At 64.0% G+C, this 19792-nt stretch carries 20 protein-coding genes and 1 pseudogene; 18 read left to right on the top strand and 3 right to left on the bottom strand.

What is annotated here, in order from left to right; all coding sequences use genetic code 11:
* Nucleotides 1-91 precede the first annotated feature (91 nt).
* A complete protein-coding gene (locus AB4Y34_RS11020; RefSeq protein ID WP_176107534.1) occupies nt 92-532 on the top strand; it encodes a zinc-finger-containing protein in 441 nt (146 codons plus the stop codon).
* Between the two features lie 20 nt (nt 533-552).
* On the opposite strand, the gene AB4Y34_RS11015 is transcribed toward AB4Y34_RS11020, so the two are convergent.
* From AB4Y34_RS11015 to AB4Y34_RS11005, 3 genes are read right to left on the bottom strand one after another with little or no spacing between them, the layout of a single operon-like run.
* The gene (locus AB4Y34_RS11015; RefSeq protein ID WP_176379678.1) at nt 553-1290 is read right to left on the bottom strand and encodes an ABC transporter ATP-binding protein; all 738 of its coding nucleotides are present in this window, start codon (nt 1288-1290) and stop codon (nt 553-555) included.
* A complete protein-coding gene (locus AB4Y34_RS11010; RefSeq protein WP_176379677.1) occupies nt 1287-2153 on the bottom strand; it encodes an ABC transporter permease in 867 nt (288 codons plus the stop codon). Before AB4Y34_RS11010 ends, AB4Y34_RS11015 begins: the two co-directional genes overlap by 4 nt.
* 28 nt (nt 2154-2181) lie before the next feature.
* Nucleotides 2182-3252 carry an aliphatic sulfonate ABC transporter substrate-binding protein gene (locus AB4Y34_RS11005; protein ID WP_368716029.1) on the bottom strand — a complete coding sequence of 357 codons (1071 nt, stop codon included), beginning with the start codon at nt 3250-3252 and terminating at the stop codon, nt 2182-2184.
* A 234-nt stretch (nt 3253-3486) separates the two neighbouring features.
* Between AB4Y34_RS11005 and tauA the strand changes: the two genes are divergently transcribed.
* The 17 genes and pseudogenes from tauA (at nt 3487) to AB4Y34_RS10920 (ending at nt 19772) form a co-directional block, all read left to right on the top strand.
* A complete protein-coding gene (gene tauA, locus AB4Y34_RS11000) occupies nt 3487-4536 on the top strand; it encodes a taurine ABC transporter substrate-binding protein (protein WP_176379675.1) in 1050 nt (349 codons plus the stop codon).
* Nucleotides 4533-5312: a taurine ABC transporter ATP-binding protein gene (locus AB4Y34_RS10995; RefSeq protein ID WP_176107539.1), complete on the top strand. Its 780-nt coding sequence runs from the start codon at nt 4533-4535 to the stop codon at nt 5310-5312. Before tauA ends, AB4Y34_RS10995 begins: the two co-directional genes overlap by 4 nt.
* The gene (locus AB4Y34_RS10990) at nt 5312-6196 is read left to right on the top strand and encodes an ABC transporter permease subunit (RefSeq protein ID WP_176379674.1); all 885 of its coding nucleotides are present in this window, start codon (nt 5312-5314) and stop codon (nt 6194-6196) included. Before AB4Y34_RS10995 ends, AB4Y34_RS10990 begins: the two co-directional genes overlap by 1 nt.
* A 148-nt stretch (nt 6197-6344) precedes the next feature.
* Complete coding sequence (locus AB4Y34_RS10985; protein ID WP_176379673.1) at nt 6345-7163, top strand: ABC transporter substrate-binding protein; 819 nt, start codon at nt 6345-6347, stop codon at nt 7161-7163.
* 89 nt (nt 7164-7252) lie between these two features.
* A complete protein-coding gene (locus AB4Y34_RS10980) occupies nt 7253-7981 on the top strand; it encodes an amino acid ABC transporter permease (RefSeq protein WP_368716028.1) in 729 nt (242 codons plus the stop codon).
* Nucleotides 7981-8718: an amino acid ABC transporter permease gene (locus AB4Y34_RS10975; protein WP_368716027.1), complete on the top strand. Its 738-nt coding sequence runs from the start codon at nt 7981-7983 to the stop codon at nt 8716-8718. The genes AB4Y34_RS10980 and AB4Y34_RS10975 overlap by 1 nt, the downstream gene beginning before the upstream one ends.
* A gap of 40 nt (nt 8719-8758) precedes the next feature.
* Nucleotides 8759-9778 (top strand): succinylglutamate desuccinylase/aspartoacylase family protein, encoded by a 1020-nt coding sequence (locus AB4Y34_RS10970; RefSeq protein ID WP_368716026.1) that lies wholly within the window; start codon nt 8759-8761, stop codon nt 9776-9778.
* Between the two features lie 289 nt (nt 9779-10067).
* Complete coding sequence (locus tag AB4Y34_RS10965) at nt 10068-10382, top strand: DUF4148 domain-containing protein (protein ID WP_176379669.1); 315 nt, start codon at nt 10068-10070, stop codon at nt 10380-10382.
* 568 nt (nt 10383-10950) lie between these two features.
* Nucleotides 10951-11133, top strand: a pseudogene (locus AB4Y34_RS10960) (DUF2778 domain-containing protein); the annotation flags it as partial.
* Nucleotides 11114-11371 carry a hypothetical protein gene (locus AB4Y34_RS10955; protein WP_176379668.1) on the top strand — a complete coding sequence of 86 codons (258 nt, stop codon included), beginning with the start codon at nt 11114-11116 and terminating at the stop codon, nt 11369-11371. The pseudogene AB4Y34_RS10960 and the gene AB4Y34_RS10955, both read left to right, overlap by 20 nt.
* A gap of 589 nt (nt 11372-11960) precedes the next feature.
* Nucleotides 11961-12512, top strand: a complete 552-nt coding sequence (locus tag AB4Y34_RS10950; RefSeq protein WP_368716025.1) for a GNAT family N-acetyltransferase — start codon at nt 11961-11963, stop codon at nt 12510-12512.
* An 82-nt stretch (nt 12513-12594) separates the two neighbouring features.
* The gene (locus AB4Y34_RS10945; RefSeq protein WP_246392170.1) at nt 12595-13482 is read left to right on the top strand and encodes an ABC transporter substrate-binding protein; all 888 of its coding nucleotides are present in this window, start codon (nt 12595-12597) and stop codon (nt 13480-13482) included.
* Between the two features lie 43 nt (nt 13483-13525).
* Nucleotides 13526-14527 (top strand): LLM class flavin-dependent oxidoreductase, encoded by a 1002-nt coding sequence (locus AB4Y34_RS10940; RefSeq protein WP_368716024.1) that lies wholly within the window; start codon nt 13526-13528, stop codon nt 14525-14527.
* 38 nt (nt 14528-14565) lie between these two features.
* Nucleotides 14566-15927 carry an LLM class flavin-dependent oxidoreductase gene (locus tag AB4Y34_RS10935; RefSeq protein WP_368716023.1) on the top strand — a complete coding sequence of 454 codons (1362 nt, stop codon included), beginning with the start codon at nt 14566-14568 and terminating at the stop codon, nt 15925-15927.
* A gap of 19 nt (nt 15928-15946) precedes the next feature.
* A complete protein-coding gene (locus tag AB4Y34_RS10930; protein ID WP_368716022.1) occupies nt 15947-17749 on the top strand; it encodes an amino acid ABC transporter permease/ATP-binding protein in 1803 nt (600 codons plus the stop codon).
* Between the two features lie 20 nt (nt 17750-17769).
* The gene (locus AB4Y34_RS10925; protein ID WP_368716021.1) at nt 17770-18723 is read left to right on the top strand and encodes an ABC transporter substrate-binding protein; all 954 of its coding nucleotides are present in this window, start codon (nt 17770-17772) and stop codon (nt 18721-18723) included.
* Nucleotides 18724-18875: 152 nt separating this feature from the next.
* A complete protein-coding gene (locus tag AB4Y34_RS10920; protein ID WP_368716020.1) occupies nt 18876-19772 on the top strand; it encodes a TauD/TfdA dioxygenase family protein in 897 nt (298 codons plus the stop codon).
* Nucleotides 19773-19792 lie beyond the last annotated feature (20 nt).

The following is a 19792-nucleotide window of genomic DNA, read 5'->3' as shown; positions in this document are numbered from 1 at the left end:
GGGCCTTCCATTAAACTGTGAGGCTCCACCCGTTTTCCGCCAGTCGGATCGATGCGATGAAGTACCGCGAATTCTCCCGGGGGCACTCCCCATGCGTGTAGGCAAGCCCGTCAAGGCACTGCCGCAGCCGTCATGCGACTACTGCGGCAACCGCGCTTTGCTCGCGCGTTACGGCGACGAGTCCTACCCGTATCGCAGCGATCAAGGCCCGCTGTGGATCTGCACCGCCTGTCAGGCGTGGATCGGCGTGTATTCGCGCAGCAAGCACAACCTGCCGCTCGGCCGCCTAGCCGACGCGACGTTGCGCGAGTCGAAGAGCAAGCTGCACGACGCGCTCGAACCGCTCGTCGCCGCGAAGGTGCGCCGCGATGGCGTGAACGCATTCGAAGCCCGCGCGAAAGCGATCCGGTGGGTCGCGACCGAGCTTGGCTTCGATCCGGTTCCTGCGAGCATTCACGCGTTCACGCCCGAGCAGTGCGAACAGGCGCTGCATTATGTCGAGGCGTTTGTCGAAGCCCGGCGTACCAGATAGCGCGATTTTCCGCAGCCCCGCTACATCTCCAGCAAAACCTCGCGCAGCGCATGCAACGACGCATCGCGCGGATTCCTCGGCCGCTGTAGCGCAATCGGCAGTTCGCGCGCGATGCGGCTCGGGCTGCCAACGCCCGCCGGGGACAACAGCAGCACGCGATCGGACAGACTCAGTGCTTCGTCGAGATCGTGCGTGACGAGCAGCACCGTTGTGCCGCGCGCGTGTTTCAACGCGAGCAGCAACTGCTGCAGTCGCGCGCGCGTGATCGCATCGACGGCGCTGAACGGTTCGTCGAGCAGCAGCAGTTCCGGCTCGTTGAACAGCCCGCGCGCGAGCGCGACGCGCTGCGCCATACCGCCGGATAGTTGCTTCGGCAGCGCGTCGCGCACGCCAGCGAGACCCACCTCGGCGAGCAGCGCATCGACGCGCGGATCGTCTCCCGCGTGCGGCCCCGCGGCAAACGCGATGTTGTCGGCCACGCTGAGCCACGGCAGCAGGCGCGGTTCCTGAAAGATCATGCCGACGCGCGGCGACGGCGCGAGTAAGGGTACGCCGTCGATCAGCACGGCACCCGTGGCTGCGCGATCGAGTCCCGCCACCGCGCGCAGCAGTGTGCTTTTACCGCAGCCGCTAGGACCGACCAGACTGACGATCTCGCCGCGCGACAGCGCGAACGATACCTTCTCGAACACATTGCGCTCGCCAAAGCGCCGCGTCAGTCCACGTACTTCGAGTAACGAAGCAGGTGCTCGAGTCATCGCGCGGCCTCCGACACCCGGTGCGCATCGCGCCACGACAGCGCGCGTATCTCGATCGCTTTCAGCATGCCGTCGCTCAGTTTGCCGAGCAGCGCGAGCAACAGGATCGCGCCGAACACCAGATCCGGGCGGCCGGTTTCGCGGCCATCGCTGAGCAGATAGCCGAGCCCGCGCGTCGCCGCGATCAGTTCGGCGGCCACCATGAACATCCACGCGAGGCTCAGTCCCGTGCGCAGTCCGGTGAAAATCTGCGGCATCGACGCGGGCAGCAGTATGCGCGTGAACAGCGCGCGCCGGCTCAGCCGGTTCAACTCGCCGAATTCGATCAGCTTGCGGTCGACGCCGCGAATGCCCGCCACCACGCTCAACTGCACCGGGAAAAACGCGCCGATCGCGATCAGCGTGATCTTCGGCGCTTCGTCGATGCCCATCCATAGCAGCAGGATCGGCACCCACGCAAGCGACGGAATCGCGCGCAAGGCCTGAAACGCGGGGTCGAGCAAGGCATCGACGCGCCGGCTGAGGCCCATCGCCGCGCCGATCAGCAGCGCGAGCACGGCGCCGATCGCGAAGCCGCCGTACACGCGAATCACGCTCGCGCCGATATGGCGCGCGAGCCGCGCCGCGCCGAGATCCCATAGCGTCTGCGCAATCGCGCTGGGCGCGGGGACCAGATGCATCGGCAGGATCGACGCGCGCACCAGCAGCTCGATGACCGCCAGGAACACGACCGGCAGCGCGAGACCGGCATAGCGCCACAGTCGTAGCGGGTCGATCGCGCGCGGCGGATGCGCGAGTTCGCTACACGACGGACAGGACGAATCCCTCCGTGCGAGCGTGAAAAAGTTCTTCGCGGTGCTCATCGGCAGGCTCGGATCTGGTGCGTGTGCTTCATTTGGAGCCGGTGCTCGCCGTCGCAATCACCGGCTGCGCGACTTTAGGGTCGACCAGTGCATCGATGATCGCGTTCAGATCGGTGCCGCCCTTCACGAGTTGCTCGTCGACCAGGATCGGCGCAGCGGCTTTGAGCGCGGCAATCTGCCGGGCGCCAGGCTGAGGCTGGCTGAAGTCGTTGCGGCTCAACTGCAGTTTCGCGACCGGCAGCGAAACCTTGGATTCCTCCGCGACGATCCTGGCGGTGTCATCAGGGTGTGCGGCGATCCAGACCCGGGCTTTTTCATAGACCTTCAGCACGCGCGCGAGCGCGTCCTGATGGTCGCGGATGAAGTCTTCGCGCGCATTCAGGAAACCCCAGGTGTTGAAGTCGACGTTGCGATACAGCAGCCGCGCGCCATCGTCGATCTGCGCGGCCGCCATGTGCGGATCGAGCCCGGCCCACGCGTCCACCTGGCCATTGGCGAGCGCGGTGCGGCCATCGGGATGCTGCAGGTTGACGATCTCGACATCGTCGCGCGACAGCCCCGCCGTATGCAGCGCACGCAACGTGAACAGGAACGGATCGGTGCCCTTGGTGGCCGCGATCTTCTTGCCTTTCAGATCGGCGACGGTTTTAATCGGCGAGTCCTTGCGCACGACGAGGGCGGTCCACTCGGGCCGCGAATAGATGTACACCGCGCGAATCGGATTGCCGTTCGCCTTGCCGAGCACGGCGGCGAGGCCCGCCGTCGAGCCGATGTCGATCGCGCCGCTGTTCAGGTATTCGAGCGCGCGGTTGCTGCCGAGGCTCAGCACCCACTTCACTTGCGTGTGGTCGGCGGCGAACTCCTGTTCGAGCCAGCCGTTGCGCTTGATCACGAGGCTTTCCGGCGAATAGTACGCATAGTCGAGTTTCAGCTCGTCGAGCGGCGCGGCGTGGGCGGTGTGGACTGCGCCGAAGACGCCGAGGGCGAGCGCGGCCGCGGCGGTCTTCAGCCAACCGCGTCGGCTGCGGTTGCGCTCGCCGCCGGTCGCGATTGCGTTGCGCGCTGTCGTGAAGAATGAAAATCCCCGGGTCGGTGTCATCGATTGTCCTTATGGTCGCGTGTGGTGGTCGCCCCAATGTAACCAGGGCGGTTGCGCGAGCGAACCAACAAATGCTCAGAATCAAAGCAGTTTTGGCGCTATGGCGGATAGTCGCGACGCAAAAGCAATGCTGCGTTCCAGTGATTAGCTATGCATGATTCGTTGGAACCGCGCCGGTCGAAAGTGCCTATAGTCGGAACCTTCTTCGTATCCAGACCAACCCGAAGGCTTCCGATGAATCACTCTCTCCGTCAGCTGCGGCGTGCGTTGCGCGCCGCTGCCTTCGTCGCGGCGTCGGCCGGCATTGCCGCGTTTTCGCCGTTCGCTTCATCCGCGCGCGCGCAAAGCCGAGAAGTCGTGATCGGCTATCAGGACATGGTCGTGCCGTGGCGTTACGCGCAAGCCACCGGCGCCGTCGAAAAAGCGACCGGCTACAAGGTCACGTATCGCAAGCTCGGCAGCGGCGCGGATGTGGTTCGCGCACTGGCGTCAGGTTCGATCCAGCTGGGTGAGGCGGGATCGAGCCCGATCGCGGCGGGCCTGTCGCAAGGCGTCGACCTGTCGCTGTTCTGGATTCTCGACAACATCAACGACGCTGAAGCGTTGGTCGCGCGCGACGGTTCGGGCGTGACGAAGATCGCTGACCTGAAGGGCAAGACGATCGGCGTGCCGTATGTTTCGACGTCGCATTTTCATGCGCTGGTCGCGTTGCAGCAGGCGGGTGTCGATCCGTCGTCGGTGAAGATCCTGAACCTGCGTCCGCCAGAGGTCGCCGCCGCCTGGCAGCGCGGCAATATCGATGCGACCTACATCTGGGACCCCGTGCTCGCGAAGGTCAAGCAGAACGGCAAGGTGCTGATTACGTCGGGCGAAGTCGCGAAGGGAAGCGGCAAGGCAACCTTCGACGGCTTTGTCGCGTCGCGGCAGTTCGAGCGCGACAACGCGGCCTTCATGGCGGGTCTCGTCAAGGTGCTCGCCGATACGGACGCGCTGTACCGCGATCACAAGGCCGACTGGACCGCGGCTTCGCAGCAGGTGCAGGCGGTTGCGCAGGAGTCGGGCGCGGCACCGGCCGACGTGCCCGCGAGCCTCGCGCTGTACGCGTTCCCGAGCGCCGCGGAGCAGGCGTCGCCGACCTGGCTCGGCGGCGGCAAGCAGTCGGGCGCGGCGCAATCGCTCGCGGCCACAGCGGCGTTCCTGAAGACGCAGGGCACGATCCAGAACGTGTTGCCCGACTACTCCGCGGCCGTGAATCCGCGCTTCGCGCAGCAGGCCGCGCGATGAGCATGCTCGACATCCGCGGACTGCGCGTGACCTACGCCGGTGCGAGCGAGCCCGCGCTCGCGGGTGTCGATCTGCGCATCGAGCGCGGCGAGTTCGTGGTCGCGCTCGGGGCATCGGGGTGCGGCAAAACCACGTTGCTGAACTGCATCGCCGGCTTCGTCGATCCGAGCGAAGGCGAGGTGCGGCTCAACGGCACGCCCATCGACGGACCCGGTGCCGAGCGCGGCGTCGTGTTCCAGAAGCATGCGCTGATGCCGTGGCTCGACGTGCTCGACAACGTCGCGCTCGGCTTGCGGTTTCGCGGCATCGCGCGTGCGCAGCGACACGAGATCGCGCGGCATACCCTGGCGCTCGTCGGGCTCGAACGGCATGCGAACGCGAAGATCCATGCACTGTCGGGCGGCATGCAGCAGCGCGTGGGTATTGCGCGCGCGTTGGCGAGCGATCCGCAGATATTGCTGATGGACGAGCCGATGGGTGCGCTCGATGCGTTGACGCGCGAGACGGTGCAGGAACTCGTGCTCGACGTGTGGACGCGCACGCACAAGACCGTGTTCTTCATCACGCACAGCGTCGAGGAAGCGCTGTTTCTCGCGACGCGTCTGGTACTGATGACACCGGGGCCCGGACGCATCGCCGAAGTCCACGCACTGCCATTCGCGCGCGAATATCTGGCGACTCGCGATGCGCGCGCGGTCAAGTCGTCGCCGGCTTTCATCGAGTGGCGCGAGCGCCTGACGCGGCGGCTGCACGATACATTGCGTGAGGCCGCCTGATGAGCGTGATCGATTCGTCGCAACAACACGCACCGACACGTCCGGACACAGCGCGCAACCCGACCCGGCTACGCAGCGCGGCGCACGGCCGCAGACCTTATCGCGGCATGCCGGGTGAAGGCCCGACCGCGTGGCTCAGTGTGATCTGCGTCGCGGTGTTTGCGCTGCTGTGGTGGACCGCGACTCATCTGCACTGGATACCACCGCTGTTCCTACCCGCACCGGACGCGGTCTGGCATGCGTTCGTCGATGCATGGCACGGCCGCATTCAGGGCGGCTTGCCGTTGTCCGAGCATCTGCTGTGGAGCGCGATCCGCGTGTTCGGCGCGTTCGCGCTCGCGAGCATCACCGCGATACCGGTCGGCATTCTGATGGGCGTGAGCCGCGTCGCGCGTGGACTGCTCGATCCGCCGTTGGAGTTCTACCGGCCGCTGCCGCCGCTCGCGTATCTGCCGCTCGTCGTGATCTGGTTCGGCATCGACGAGACTGCGAAGATCGTCGTGATCTGGCTCGCGTGTTTCGCGCCGATCGCGATGGCCGCGCGTGCCGGCGTGCGCAGCGCGAGCGTCGAGCAGATCAACGCGGCGTGGTCGCTGGGCGCGAATTTCCGCCAGGTGGTATTGCACGTGGTGTTGCCTGCGGCGTTGCCCGAAATCCTGACCGGCCTGCGGATCGCGATCGGCTTCGGCTGGACCACGCTGGTCGCGGCCGAAATGGTCGCCGCCACTGCCGGGCTCGGTCAGATGGTGCTCAACGCGTCGAGCTTCCTGCGCACCGACGTGGTCGTGATGGGGATAGTGCTGATCGGCCTGATCGCGTGGCTGTTCGATCTCGGCATGCGCGCGCTCGAACGCAGGCTGGTGCCGTGGAAAGGCAAGCAATAGGCACCTGCCGCATATCTGAATCGCCGCTTAGCTCGTGACGATTAGTTGGTTCGCCATTGCGATGCGCGTTGTTACAGTCTGTGCGTCGTTGTCGTGAGGCAGTCGTGAATCACGTCGTACATAAAACATCCAATACAAAGGCCTAACCATGAAAATCAAATTCGTTGGCGCAGCAGTGATGGGGTTGCTGCTCGCGATTTCCGGCGCAGCGCACGCCGATCGTCTCGACGACATCAGGAAGGCGGGCGTGCTGCGCGTCGCCACCTTCGACAGCAACGCTCCTTTCGGTTTCGTCGATCCGAAGACCAATCAGATCGTCGGGCTCGACGTCGACTATGCGCGTGCGGTCGCGAACAAGCTCGGCGTGAAGCTCGAAATCCAGCCGACCAATCCGGCGAACCGCATCGCTTTCCTGAAGTCGGGCAAGGTCGACCTCGTGTTCGCGAACTTCACGATTACCGACGAGCGCAAGAAGGAAGTCGATTTCAGCACGCCGTACTTCGCCTCGGGTACGCAGTTCATCGCGAAGAAGGGCGTACTGACGTCGCCGCAGCAGGTGAACGGCCTGCGCGTGGGTGCCGACAAGGGCACGACCAACGAACAGCAGGTGCGCGCGCAATTCCCCAACGCGACGATCGTCGCCTACGACGACACGCCGTTCGCGTTCGCCGCGCTGCGCGCCGGCAACGTGCAGGCGATCACGCAGGACGGCCCGAAGCTCGTCGCGCTGCTCGCGAACGTGCCCGATAAGGCGAACTATGAGATCCCGCCGTTTACGATCTCGAACGACTATGAAGGTGTCGGCGTGCCGAAGGGCGAGACGCGTCTGTTGAACGTCGTCGACGATACGCTGAAGGGCCTCGAAGCGGACGGCAGCGCCGCGAAAATCTACGACCACTGGTTCGGACCGCAGAGCCGCGCGCCGTTGCCGCGTCTGTTCAAGATCGGCGATCCGCAGAAGAGCTGATCCGACGGAAGTTTTGGAGCCGGCCTGCCGTGTGAAAACGGCGGGCCGCTTTTCATTGCGCAACGAAAGCGCTTGAGTAGAAGAGCAGAATGAACGGCTGGCTGGAACCGAAGTACCTCGGGTGGATCGCGCATGGCTTTATGATGACGCTGGTGTTGTCGGCCTGCGCGGGCGCGGCGGCGACGTTCGCCGGTTTCGGGCTCGCGCTCGCGCGTAATGCGCGCAACGGCATGCTCGCGCGCGCGGCCGCGCTATACGTACTGGCGTTTCGCAATTCGCCGTTGCTCGTGCAATTGCTGTTCTGGTATTTCGGGGCTGCGACGCTGTTGCCGCAGCCGTGGATGGAATGGCTCAATGCGTCGCACACGGTCTCGCTATTTGGCTGGACGATTGTGTGGCCTTCGTTCGAATTCGTCGCGGGTTGGGTCGGGCTTACGTGCTATACGACCGCGTTTGTCGGCGAGGAATTTCGCGCGGGTATGCGTGGCGTCAAGGACGCGCAGCATCAGGCCGCCGCGGCGCTGGGGCTCACGCCGCTCGCGGCGTTCCGTTACGTGATCCTGCCCCAGGCGATCCGGATCTCGACGCCGCCTCTTGCTGGGCAGTACATGAACCTCGTGAAGAACTCGTCGCTTGCGATGACGATCGGGCTCGCGGAACTGTCGTATGTATCGCGGCAGGTCGATACGGAAACCTTCAAGACGTTTCAGGCATTCGGCGCGGCGACGGTGCTCTATATCGCGATCATCGCGGTTATCGAAGCGGTGTTGCTAGTGTGGAAACGTGGCGCCCTGCGGCTCTGGCAAGGAGGGCATTGATGAGCGCTCTCGAATGGCTGCCGTCGCTGCGTTATCTGCTGCTCGGCACGTTCCCCGATGGGCCGCTCGGCGGCGCGGCGCTGACGGTCGTGATGTCGATCGTCTCGGCGTTGCTGTCGGCTTTGGTCGGTCTCGCCGGCGGCATTGCATTGTCGATGACGCGCGGCGCCGCGCATCTGGCGCTCACTGCCCTGGTCGGCTTCTTTCGCGCGATCCCGGTGCTGATGCTGATCTTCTGGACCTTCTTCCTGATGCCGATACTGCTGCACATCGACGTGCCCGGCCTCGCCACCGTGGTTTGCGCGCTCGCGCTGATCGGCGGCGCGTATCTGTCGCATTCGGTGCAGGCAGGCATCGCCGCGGTCGGCGCGGGGCAGGCGCAAGCGGCCGCGTCGCTCGGCATGACGCGCTGGCAGGCGCTGCGGTACGTGCAACTGCCGCAGGCGATACGGATCATGATGCCGTCGTTCGTCAATCAGTGGGTCACGCTGATCAAGGACACGTCGCTCGCTTATATCGTCGGCGTGCCCGAGTTTACGTTTCTCGCCAATCAGGTCAATAATCGGCTGATGGTGTATCCGGTGCAGATCTTTCTGTTCGTCGGCATCGTTTATCTGCTGCTGTGTTCGACGCTGCAGTACGGTGCGACGTGGCTGCTGAAGCGCCGCTTTCGTTCGGGTCTTGCGGCGGCGAACGGCGAAACGAAGTTCAAATGGCAGTTTCCATTCGGCGTCTAGCTGCAATGGCTAGAAGGCCGTTACTTGCGCGAGCGAAGCAATGAGTTCAACCCTTACGCCGAGCAATCCGATTCGCAGTGAACTCGATCTGGATGCTCAGGGCAAGCATGCGGGCTATCTGCGGCTGCCGCATTCCGTGCATCGGTCCGCGTATGGCTGGCTGCCGATTCCGATCGCTTCGATACGCAATGGCACGGGTCCGGTCGTGCTGATCATGGCCGGCAATCATGGCGACGAGTACGAAGGACAGATCCTCGTGTCGACGCTGATCCGCGAAATCGACGCGGCCCAGATTGCCGGTCAACTGATCCTGTTGCCGCAAGCGAATGCGCCAGCGGCCGAGGCGGGCCTTCGCACGTCACCGCTCGACGACGGCAATCTCAACCGCACGTTTCCGGGCGATCCGCAAGGTTCTCCGACGCAGGTGATCGCGCATTACATCGAGCATGTTCTGCTCGCGCGCGCGGACTATCTGATCGATCTTCATTCCGGCGGCAGCTCGCTGCTTTATCGCGGCAACAACATGCTCGCGATCGATCCGCGCGACGACGCAGAGAATGAGCGGCTGCAACGCGCATTACGCGCTTTCGGGTTGCCGAACGCGTTTTTGCATGCGGAGAACCCGGTGCATGCGGCGACTGCCGCGCGCCGGCAAGGGGCGCTGTCGATCACGGCTGAGCTGGGCGGTGGCGGGACACTCGATGCCGCGCTGCTTCGCGAAGCGCGCCACGGCCTGCTGCACTTTCTCGGCGCGACCGGCGCATTGAGCGGTCCGCTCGTGCCCGATGCGCCGCCTGCCGACACGCGCTTCCTGCGCGTCGCGGGCGCGCGTCACTATGTGTACGCATACGACAACGGTCTGTTCGAGCCGCTGGTTGAACTCGGCGAGCGGGTGGTCGCAGGGCAGCCCGCGGCGCGCATTCATTTCCCGGACACGCCGCTCAAAGAGCCGGTGACCTGTCATTTCGCGAGCGATGGCGAAGTCGTATGCAAGCGGGTGCCCGCGCTTGTCAGGCGAGGGGATTGCCTATTTCATCTCGCTGAAGAAGTGGTCCGCTGAAGCGGGTGGGGGCGCATTTGGATCGCTCGACGCTATCTCGACCGACGTCCGCGAGACGCCGGCACCTGCCAGCGCGGCACGCGCTCGGCGGCCGTGCGATAGCCCGTTGCCCTCACTTAGGCTGCTTCGTGTCGCCGGAAGGGCATTCGCGCGAAGATGCCAGTATTCTGCTGCCAATTGGAACAATGCCTTCGAATACTAGGGGTTAACCCTCGAACGGAAGGCTCCTAGACTTTCGCTGTCGGTGCAGACACGTCGTCGCACCGCTAACGAAAGTCGATGGAGCATCATGAAGTCCCTTATCCAAGCCGTTGCAGTTGCCGTTGCAGTCGTAGTGCCGGTTGCCTCGTTCGCCCAGTCGAATGGCCCGATTACCCGCGCCCAGGTGCGCGCGGAGCTCGTTCAGCTTCAGAAGGCGGGTTATCGCGGTGGTGATGGCGATCAAGCGCACTATCCAGACGCGATCCAAGCCGCAGAAGCGAAGGTTGCCGCGCAGCAAGTTGCAACAAACGGTGGTTACGGCGGTGCCGCAAGTGGTTCGTCGGACGAAGGTCGCCCGGCGGTGTCGAAGACCGACTGGAACGCGATGTACAACCACCCGTAACTTCACGGTGTTGAGCGCCTGAGCGGAGGTGCGCATGTGCGCGATTCCGGATTTCGCACGGCCCTTCCGCGCTCTGCGTTGTCGGAGTCGGGTTTAACGTCTGTATTCCGCGATCATTGGCGCTCACACACGCTAAAGAAACGGCGGCAATGGGTCCTTGCATTTACTGTCTCGCGCGATACCACTGCGATAGCTTCATGATCGCCGCATAAGACAGCGCCGCCACGATCAGTTCGATCGTCTGCCTCCAGACCGTCGCAATTGCTCCCCAGAGCTTCACGATTTTCCTGCGACGAACCTTTATTCGCCCAGGAGAGTAGACGACCATCACCCACGCCCCGGGCTTTTCGGAGTCGTCTGAAACCTGCACCCGGCACATACACCTAGTATTGAACTGTCGCCTCGCGGTATGTCGTTCCCGCTGAGGGGGCAGTTCTGCTGGCTCTTCTATCTGAGATGCAAATGTTTTGCGCGCCCCTGTGGCGCATCTTTTTTGCCCCGGCGAAAGCAGTGGCCAATCCGGAATCAACCTGTATCGCGCCAGCGGCACGCGCGCTTACGGTGACAGTTCCGGTTGCATCCGGCAGGTGGTCGGGGTGTTTCGCTAGGCTGCATTACCCTGCCGAGCCGTGTTGACTTCCTGAGAATCCGCTCGAGGTTGCTGCACACGAAAACAATCCGCGCCGGTAACTCCGGGCTTGACGCATACGGAACAATTGAGGTCATCACATATGGCAGCACTTGCCCGTAGACTGTTTAAGTTCACGTTGTTTCTGGCACTGTTCGTTCTATCAGTTCTTTATGTCCGCCCGTATCCCTACGAGTGGACAGATAGCGAGGCGGGCGCATGGCTGTATTGCTCGCAATCACTTGGCATCCGTGACCCTGATGACCTCTATTACGTGGTGTGGGTGACGATCGAACTGATCGTCGCGGCGCTGGCCTATCTGGCAATTATCAAGATATGGCGGTGGTATCGCACGAATTAGATGAAGCTACTTCACGGAAGCTTCTTTACCCCAAACCAAAAAAAAGCCCCTCCGAAGAGGGGACGATGAACCGCGTGCAATGCGTGCCCTTCTCCAGCTTGATCGATGTCGGGTCGGCGGTCAGATAGCCGACCGCCGAGCCGAAGCGGTTCCGGTAGTTCGCGCGTACGAGCGGATCGAGCGTGGCACCTGAATCAGCTCATGCGAAATGCGGCCGAGGCAGTAATGCTTCTTTACCGTACCCGTGCCATCAGGGTGCACGGTCAGTTCCGGCCTTGTTGTGGGGTGCACCGGGGACTCAGGATCGGGATGACCCTGGCGCGCCGGATTGACGCGTTGCTTTATGGAATGACATGAAAAGTATTTGACAGCAGCTTGTAATGTTTTTCGGCAAGCTGTTGTCATCGTGTTTCGACCGGAGCATCGCGACGTGACATGGGCGTTGCGCTACGCAATTGCAGCGCGTTTGCCGCGATCGCAGCCAATCGCGAGACCAGATAAAGATAGAGAAATTGCTTGGTTAGCGGCAACGCGGCTGCACGCTATCGTATGAGCTCCTGACTATCCGACGACCTCGTGTCGATCGTTCATGAGCACTCTCGTCGTTGACACCACGCCACTCGATCCCCGCGCGCAACCGCTGCTCGACGCGCTGCTGCACGAATACGCGACCCGCTACGAAGATTATCGAAAGGACGGCGGCGCGGCCGCCGCGCAGGAGATGGCGCGCTATCCGGCCGACCTGTTCGCACCGCCGCACGGCGCATTCATTCTGCTGATTCGCGACGGCGAGACGATCGGCGGCGGCGCGTTCAAGCGCTACGACGCGCGTACCGCGGAACTCAAACGCATCTGGACGCGCGACGATCTGCGCCGCCAGGGACTCGCGCGACAGGTCGTGCGGGAACTGGAAGCGCGTGCGCTCGCGCAGGGCTACTCGCGCATCTATCTGACTACCGGTTTCAAGCAGCCCGAAGCATGGGCGCTTTACGAACGCACCGGCTATACGAAGTTGTTCGATACCGCGTTGCCTCCCGAAGCGCACGTGCATCTTCGCTTCGGCAAGAACCTGCTCGCGCCGCAACGCATCGACACGCTCGACGACCTGCGCGCGAAAGACGCCGATCTGGTTGTCCGCTAAACGCCGCACTCCTATCTCCTCACACTTCGACGGATATCTCATGAAAACAGGTCTGCAGTTGTCGTCGCTCGTATTGGCGGCCATGTTCTATGTCAGCGGCAACGCGTTTGCCGCGACGGGCTTCGATCTGAGCCCCGACCAGCACGGCCGCGTGCGCGCCGAACAGGATGCAGCCGCGGCCAAGGCGGTACCCGCCAACTTCCCGTTCGTCGCGAAAGACGAACTGACCGTCGGCATCGTCGTCGCGCATCCGCCGATCAGCACCTATGCCACCGATGCGAAGACCGTGGTGGGCTTCGATCCCGATCTCGCGCAACTCGTCGCGGACAGCCTCGGCCGCAAGCTCAATGTCGTGATCCTCGCGTGGCCGGACTGGCCGCTCGCGCTCGCTTCCGGCAAGGTCGACGCGGTGATTTCGAACGTGACCGTGACCGAGGAGCGCAAGGCCAAGTTCGACTTCTCGACCTACCGGCGCGACGAGGTCGGCTTCTTCGTGAAGACCGACAGCCCGATCAGATCGATCCGCGAACCCAAGGATGTCGCGGGCCTGCGCGTGATTACCGACGCCGGCACGAACCAGGAAAAGATCCTGCTCGAATGGGACAAGCAGAACGTCGCGCATGGATTGAAGCCGATCCAGGTGCAGTACTACGACGACGATGCGGTCAAATCGGTGGCGCTGCAATCGGGGCGTGCCGACGCGATCTTCAGCGTCAACGCGGCGCTGCTGTACGACTCGGCCACGCATGGCAAGACGCGCCAGGTGGGCACCGTCAGCGGCGGTTGGCCGCGTACCGCCGAAGTCGCGGTGACGACGCGCCGCGGCAGCGGTCTCGCCGCGCCGGTAACGATCGCGCTGAACGATCTGATCGGCAAAGGCCAGTATCGCGCGGTGCTCGAGCGCTGGAATCTCGGCTCCGAAGCGATCGACAAGGCCGCGACCAATCCTCCGGGATTGCCGAAATCCTGAGTGCGTCAGCGCTTTTTCTCTTTCTTCGTCGATCTGCCATCCCATGACCTTTTCGCTATCGCTGCTGGATAAAAGCCCGATTGCCGCGGGTGCGAGCGCGGCCGAGGCGTTGCGCTTCACGGTGTCGCTCGCGAAGCGCGCCGAAGCGCTCGGGTTCAAGCGCTTCTGGATCGCCGAGCATCACGGCGCGCCCAACCTCGCGAGTTCGGCGCCGGAGATCGTCGTCTCGCATGTGCTCGCACATACGTCGCGGATTCGCGTCGGCTCGGGCGGTGTGATGTTGCAGCACTACAGCCCGTTCAAGGTCGCGGAGACCTTCAGGCTGCTCGCGGCGCTCGCACCCGGGCGCGTCGATCTCGGCATCGGCAAGGCGCCCGGCGGACTGCCGCAGACCACCCGCGCGCTGCAATGGCTGCACGACAAGAAGAGCAAGCCCGGCTTCAACACGCAGTTCGCGCAACTCGATGCGTTTCTCGGCGCCGGCGTCGAACCGGACCATGCGCTCGCCGGCGCGCTCGCGTTTCCGGCTCCGCCGACGCTGCCTGAGCGCATTCTGCTCGGAGGCAGTCCGGATAGCGCGGCGCTCGCGGCAAAGCAGGGCTGGCAGTTCTGCTACGCCGGACACTTCAACGGCGACGAGGCGAACATCGAGCGCACCGTGCAGACGTACCGCGATGTGAGCGGCCGTGCGCCGTTGCTCGCACTGTACGCGGTCGCCGCGGCGACGCGCGACGAAGCCGAGCGGCTCACCGGGCCGCTGCGCATCTTCAGGCTGCAACTGGCTAGCGGCCAAAGCCTGAATCTGGCGACGCCCGAAGCCGCGGAAGAATACGCGCGCCAGGCGGGCGCGAGCGGCTACACGATCGAAGAGCGCCATCCGCACGTCGTCAAGGGCACGGCCGACGATGTCCGCGACCAGCTCGACGCCTTGAGCCGCCGCTACGGCATCGACGAATTCGTCATCGATTCGCCGTTGCAACACTATCCGGCGCGCCTGCGCTCGGTCGAGATGCTCGGCAGCACGATCGAGCCGGCCTACGCGTGATCTCTCCAACGAACACTCAACGATTGGCGGACTATCCGATGAGCCATCGCAAACTCAATTTCGGCATCATGCTGCAGGGCGCCGGCAGCCATATGAATTCGTGGAAGCACCCGGCCGGGCCCGCCGATGCGAGCGTGAACCTCAACTTCTTCGTCGATACGGTGCGCAAGGCCGAGGCACACGGCATCGCGTTCGCGTTCGTCGCCGATGGTCTGTACATCAACGAGAAATCGATTCCGCACTTTCTGAACCGCTTCGAACCGATCTCGATCCTGTCGGCGCTCGCGACGGTCACGTCGAAGATCGGGCTTGCGGGCACCGTATCGACGTCGTATAGCGATCCGTTCACCGTCGCGCGCCAGTTCGCGTCGCTCGATCTGATCAGCGGCGGGCGCGCGGGCTGGAACGTCGTCACGACGCCGCTCGAAGGCACCGCGAAGAACTACGGCGGCTCGCACCCCGAGCATGCGCTGCGCTACGAGATCGCCGACGAATACCTGAGCGTCGCGCAAGGCCTGTGGGATAGCTGGGACGACGACGCGTTCGTGCGCGACCGCGAGCGCGGCGTGTTCTTCGAACGCGACCGTCTGCACACGCTCGATCACGAGGGCAAGTTCTTCCATGTGGCGGGGCCGCTCAATATTCAGCGCTCGGCGCAGGGTCAGCCGGTGATTTTCCAGGCGGGCTCGTCGGATGCCGGCATCGCGCTCGCCGGCAAATACGCGGACGCGGTGTTCACGCATTCGGTGTCGATCGAAGAAACCCGCGCGTTCGCGCAGCGCGTGAAAGACAGCGCGGTCGAACACGGCAGAAGCCGCGACGACGTGAAGATCTTCCCCGGCATCAGCCCGATCGTCGGCGCGACACACGAGGAAGCGGAAGCGAAATACCGCGCGATTCGCGAGCTATTGACGATCGACGAAGCGCTCGCGTATCTCGGCCGTTATTTCGATCACCACGACTTCACGCAGTATCCGCTCGACCAACCGTTCCCCGAGCTAGGAGAGATCGGCCGCAACAGTTTCCGTTCGACCACCGACCGCATCAAGGCCGAAGCGCGCAGCAAGGGTTCGACATTGCGTGAGGTCGCGCTCGAAGTCGCCACGCCGCGCACGCATTTTCTCGGCACGCCCGCGCAGATCGCGGACGAACTGATCCGCTGGCTCGACGCCGGCGCAGCCGACGGTTTCATCCTCGGCTTCGCGGTGCAGGCGCAGGGCCTGGACGATTTCGTGCGCTACGTGGTCCCTGAACTCGAACGACGCGGGCGCTATGAGCGCACGTTGACGGGATCGACGCTGCGCGATCATCTCGGCTTGCCGCGCAAGGCGAGCCGCTATGCGGTGGCGGCAGGGTTGGCAAACCCGGCAGACACGGCCAACGCGGCTGCCGTGGCCTGAAAGCGCGGAGCAGACGACGATGAACGACACCGCTGAACTCGCGAATCCGCAACTCGCCGCCGCGCACGCCGACACGTTGCGCGAGCGCGCCGACTATCGCATCGTGCCCGCGAAAAACCGCGCACGCCTCGCCGGCACCGTGGCGGCCGTGGCGCTGATCGGCATCGTGCTCGAATCGGTCTTGGGCAATCCGCGCTGGGGGTGGAATGTCTTCGCGGAATGGTTTCTGTCCGAGCCAGTATTGTCCGGGCTCGGCCGCACGCTGCTGTTGACCGCGCTCGGCGCGGCGTTCGGCTTCGCGCTCGGCATTCCGATTGCGCTCGCGCGCGTATCGCGTTCGCCGCTGCTCGCGGGCTGCGCGTGGGCGTTCGTGTGGCTGTTCCGCTCGATTCCGCTGATCGTGCTGCTGTTGATCCTGAACAATCTCGGTTATCTGTACGAGACGGTGCACCTCGGTGTGCCGTTCACGAGCCTCGTCGTTCTCGATGTGCCGACCACCGAGCTGATCAGCCCGTTTCTCGCCGCGGTGCTCGGCCTGACGCTCAATCACGCGGCGTTTTCGGCGGAAGTGATTCGCGGCGGCATTCAGTCGGTCGACCACGGTCAGCTCGAAGCGGCCGCCGCGCTCGGCTTGCCGCGCGAGCGCCAGGCCCGGCGCATCGTGCTGCCGCAGGCGATGCGCGCGATCCTACCCACCGCGTTCAACGATCTGATCGCGCTCGCGAAGGGCTCGTCGATGGTCTATGTGCTCGCGATGCCGGAGTTGTTCTACACCGTGCAGATCATCTATCGACGCAATCTGGAAGTGATTCCGCTGCTGATGGTCGCGACGGTCTGGTATCTGATCATTCTGATCGTGTTGTCGGCGATACAGGTTTATGTGGAGCGATATTTCTCGCGCGGCGTCAGGCGTAGCGCGGTGCCGTCCGCTTTCGGCGCGCTGCTGAAAAGCGTGGGTATTGCGCGCGGTGGCGGCGTTGCGCCCGCCGAGCCGCTTGGAGAAGCAAAAGACAATGCACGTGCAGGCGCCTCCCTGGATCAACGCTGGGCCGATCAACGCGACGGCGCGCGCATCACGATCCAGCAGGTATCGAAGAGTTTCGGCACGCTGAAGGTGCTCGACAACGTGTCGCTGACGCTGCGCCCCGGCAGTGTCACCGTGATTCTCGGCCAATCGGGCTCGGGCAAATCGACACTGCTGCGCACGATCAATCATCTGGAGCGCGTGGACGGTGGACTGATCGACATCGACGGCGAACTGATCGGCTATCGACGCGATGGGGATACGTTGTATGAGCTCAAGGAGACAGAGATCCTGCGACGCCGCGTCGAGGTCGGCATGGTGTTTCAGAGCTTCAATCTGTTCCCGCATCTGACCGTGCTGGAAAACATCATCGAGGCGCCGGTCGCGTTGGGACGTCTGTCGCGCGCGGAAGCGGAGAGTCTTGCGCTGAGTCTGCTCGCGCGTGTCGGTCTCGAAGCGAAGGCGCATGCGTGGCCGCGTCAGTTGTCGGGCGGGCAGCAGCAGCGCGTGGCGATTGCGCGCGCGCTGGCGCTGAAACCGAAGGTGCTGCTGTTCGACGAGCCGACTTCGGCGCTCGATCCCGAACTCGTCAACGAAGTGCTCGACGTGATCAAGGCGCTCGCGCGTTCCGGCACGACGATGGTGATCGTCACGCACGAGATCGGCTTTGCGCGCGAAGTGGCCGACACGATCGTGTTCATGGATCGCGGACGCGTGATCGAGTCGGGCCCGCCCGCGCAAGTATTGAACGAACCGCGCCATGCGCGCACGCGCGAGTTTCTGTCGCGTGTCCTATGATTGCAGACTGATCCCTATCAATGACCAATCGACGTCAATTCATTCTGGCCGGTACGGCGCTCGGCGCGCTGCTCGTGCGCAATGCGCTCGACGTAGCACATGCGGCGCAGGCGCCGCACGGCACGGTGGACCTGAGTCCCGAGCAGCCGGGACGCATTCGCGTGCCGAAGAATCCGGCAGCGATCGCGGCTATCGGCAATCACTACCGCTTTGCGAACGACGGCAACCTCACGGTCGCGATTTCGCCGCATCTGCCGCCGACCGCGACCTATGCGACCGATGCGCATACCGTCGTCGGTTCCGATGCCGACTACGCCCAACTGATCGCCGATTCGCTCGGATTGAAGCTGAACCTCGTGCCGATCGCATGGGCCGACTGGCCGCTCGGCCTCACCTCGGGCAAGTACGACGCGGTGATCTCGAACGTCGGCGTCACGGAGCAGCGCAAGGAGAAGTTCGATTTCACGACGTACCGGCAAGGACTGCACGGCTTCTACGTGAAAACCGCGAGTCCGATCAGGAAGATCGCTCAGCCGCCGGATATTGCGGGCCTCCGCCTTATTACGACCTCGGGCACGAACCAGGAAAAGATCATCCTCGAATGGAACCGGCAGAACGTCGCGAAGGGTTTGAAGCCGGTCGAGTTCCAGTACTTCGACGATGACGCCGCGAGCCGCATTGCGTTGCTATCGGGCCGCGCCGACGTCGTATTCAATCCGAACGCGCCGCTTGCCTACGATGCGGCCACTACCGGCGCGATCCGCGAGGTGGGTACGCTGAACGCCGGCTGGCCGGCGCGCGCGGATGTGGCGATCGCCACCCGCAAGGGCAGCGGCTTGATGGATGCGCTGACGGTCGCGACGAACGGACTGATCGCGAATGGCGCCTATCGGCGCTCGCTTGCGCACTGGGGCATCGAGTCGGAAGCGTTGGCGCGCTCCGAAAGCAATCCACCGGGTCTGCCGAAGTTCTGATGCGCCGAAAGACATTGCAGCATCGGGTTTATCACTCCAGCAGATAACCGTATCGGATTTGCTTCGTTGGCATCGCGCGCGCGGGCCGGTACATTCGTCGCACTGACCGCGCCGTTAGGCGCCCGCTGAACAGTTTCGACGAAGAGACGCCTGTGACGACTACCGCCGCTGCTTTTACCGCTCCCGCTACTGCGACGCAATCCTTCGAGATTCGCGCGTTCGATGCGCCGCTCGGCGCCGAAGTGCTCGGCCTCGATCTCGGCCAGCCGCTCGGCGACGACGATTTCGCGCGCATCCACCGCGCGCATCTGGACCACCACGTTCTCGTGTTTCGCGACCAGCGCATCACGCCGGAGCAGCAGATCGCGTTCAGCCGCCGCTTTGGCCCGCTGCAGATTCACGTGCTGCATCAGTTTGGCCTGGCAGGTTATCCCGAGGTGCTGGTCGTATCGAACGTGATCGAGAACGGCAAGCCGATCGGTCTCGGCGATGCCGGCCACTACTGGCACTCCGACCTGTCGTACAAGGAAAAGCCGAGCCTCGGCTCGTTGCTGCACGCGCAGGAGTTGCCGGCCGAAGGCGGCGATACGCTGTTCGCGAACATGCACCTGGCGTGGGATACGTTGCCCGCGCATCTGCGCAGCGCGGTGGAAGGACGCAGCGCGGAGCACACGTACCTGGCCAAATACGCGGAGTTGCAGAAGCGCAGCCCGTGGCGGCCGAATCTGTCGGCCGAGCAGATCGCGCAGGTGAAGCCGGTGGTGCATCCGATCGTGCGTACGCATCCGGAGACGGCACGCAAGGCGCTGTTCGTCAGCGAGCACTTCACGACGCGCGTGATCGGTTTGCCGGAAGACGAGAGCCGCGCCTTGCTCGACGAGCTGTTCGCGCACAGCGTGCGGCCCGAGCATCTGTACCGGCATCGATGGGCCGAGCACGACATGGTGTTCTGGGACAACCGCTCGTTGATGCACCTCGCCGCCGGCACGCCCGACCACCTGCGCCGCACGCTGTATCGCACGACGATCGAGGGCGACGTGCCACGCTGAGCGACGCTTTCCATCACAAC

It is taken from the genome of Paraburkholderia sp. BR10954 (assembly GCF_040965775.1).
In the GTDB taxonomy this organism is placed as follows: Bacteria; Pseudomonadota; Gammaproteobacteria; order Burkholderiales; family Burkholderiaceae; genus Paraburkholderia; species Paraburkholderia youngii.
This window is presented reverse-complemented; position numbering and strand designations above follow the sequence as displayed.